At 64.6% G+C, this 2,285-nt stretch carries 1 protein-coding gene; it reads right to left on the bottom strand.

Annotated elements, in window-relative coordinates; genetic code table 11:
* On the bottom strand, positions 1-2,282 hold a 2,282-nt coding region (locus AB0K37_RS41770), incomplete at its 3' end, for an ATP-dependent Clp protease ATP-binding subunit (protein WP_363991678.1).
* Positions 2,283-2,285 lie beyond the last annotated feature (3 nt).

Below are 2,285 nucleotides of genomic sequence, written 5' to 3'. Positions count from 1 at the left end.
TAGCCGCGGATCGCGAGCAGGTCCTTGGCCTCCTGCCGCAGCTCGATGCCCATGTCGCGGTCGTGGAGCCGCTGGTCGACCTTGGCGATCATCAGATCCACGATCTGGATGATCTCCTTGGGCGTGAGCTGGTGGAACACCACCGTGTCATCGACACGGTTGAGGAACTCGGGCCGGAAGTGCTGCTTGAGCTCCTCCGACACCTTGGCCTTCATCCGCTCGTACGAGCCCTGCTCGTCGTTCTGCCGGGCGAACCCCATCGACACGCCCTTGGAGATGTCCTTGGACCCCAGGTTCGTCGTCATGATGATCACGGTGTTCTTGAAGTCCACCACCCGCCCCTGGGCGTCGGTCAGACGACCGTCCTCCAGGATCTGCAGCAGCGAGTTGAAGATGTCCTGGTGGGCCTTCTCGATCTCATCGAACAGCACCACCGAGAACGGCTTGCGCCGCACCTTCTCGGTCAGCTGACCGCCCTCCTCATACCCGACATAGCCGGGCGGAGAACCGAACAGCCGCGACACCGTGTGCTTCTCCATGAACTCCGACATGTCCAGCTGGATCAGCGCGTCCTCATCACCGAACAAGAACTCCGCCAGCGTCTTGGACAGCTCGGTCTTACCCACCCCGGACGGGCCGGCGAAGATGAACGAACCACCCGGACGCTTGGGGTCCTTCAACCCCGCCCGGGTCCGGCGGATCGACTGCGACAGCGCCCTGATCGCGTCCTCCTGACCGATCACCCGCTTGTGGAGCTCGTCCTCCATGCGCAGCAGCCGAGTCGACTCCTCCTCGGTCAGCTTGAACACCGGAATACCCGTCGCGGTGGCCAGGACCTCGGCGATCAACTCGTCGGTGACCTCGGCGACCACGTCCATGTCGCCGGCCTTCCACTCCTTCTCCCGCTGCGCCTTCTGCCCCAGCAGCTGCTTCTCCGAATCACGCAGCGCCGCGGCCTTCTCGAAGTCCTGCGCATCGATCGCCGACTCCTTGTCACGCCGCACATCAGCGATCTTCTCGTCGTACTCGCGCAGGTCCGGCGGCGCGGTCATCCGCCGGATCCGCATCCGCGACCCCGCCTCATCGATCAGATCGATCGCCTTGTCCGGCAGGAACCGATCGGAGATGTAGCGGTCGGCCAGCTGCGCCGCCGCGACCAGCGCACTATCGGTGATCGACACCCGGTGATGCGCCTCGTAGCGGTCCCGCAGCCCCTTGAGGATCTCGATCGTGTGCGACAACGACGGCTCGGCCACCTGGATCGGCTGGAACCGCCGCTCCAGCGCCGCGTCCTTCTCCAGATGCTTGCGGTACTCATCCAGCGTCGTCGCACCGATCGTCTGCAGCTCACCCCGCGCCAGCATCGGCTTCAGGATCGACGCCGCATCGATCGCGCCCTCCGCGGCGCCCGCACCCACCAGCGTGTGGAGCTCATCGATGAACAAGATGATGTCGCCGCGGGTCCGGATCTCCTTGAGCACCTTCTTCAAGCGCTCCTCGAAATCACCCCGATACCGCGACCCCGCCACCAAAGCACCCAGGTCCAGGGTGTAGAGCTGCTTGTCCTTGAGCGTCTCGGGCACCTCACCCTTGACGATCTTCTGCGCCAGCCCCTCCACCACCGCGGTCTTACCCACACCGGGCTCACCCACCAGCACCGGGTTGTTCTTGGTACGCCGCGACAGCACCTGCATGACCCGCTCGATCTCCTTGTCCCGGCCGATCACCGGGTCGAGCTTGCCCTCACGCGCCGCCTGCGTCAGATTCCGACCGAACTGATCCAGCACCAGCGACGTCGACGGCGCCGCCTCAGACGGACCACCCGAAGCCGCCGGCTCCTTGCCCTGATACCCGTGCAGCAACTGGATCACCTGCTGCCGCACCCGGTTCAGATCCGCGCCCAGCTTCACCAGCACCTGCGCCGCGACACCCTCACCCTCCCGAATCAACCCCAGAAGGATGTGCTCGGTACCGATGTAGTTGTGACCCAGCTGCAACGCCTCACGCAGCGACAGCTCAAGAACCTTCTTGGCCCGCGGAGTGAACGGGATGTGACCAGAGGGAGCCTGCTGCCCCTGACCAATGATCTCCTCGACCTGCTGACGCACGGCCTCAAGACTGATCCCCAGACTCTCCAGAGCCTTGGCCGCAACACCCTCACCCTCGTGGATCAGACCCAGGAGGATGTGCTCGGTGCCGATGTAGTTGTGGTTGAGCATCCTGGCCTCTTCCTGAGCCAGAACGACAACCCGCCGCGCGCGGTCGGTGAACCTCTCGAACATCTC

Origin of the sequence: Actinomadura sp. NPDC049753 (assembly GCF_040674655.1) — a bacterium.
GTDB lineage: Bacteria > Actinomycetota > Actinomycetes > Streptosporangiales > Streptosporangiaceae > Spirillospora > Spirillospora verrucosospora.
This window is presented reverse-complemented; position numbering and strand designations above follow the sequence as displayed.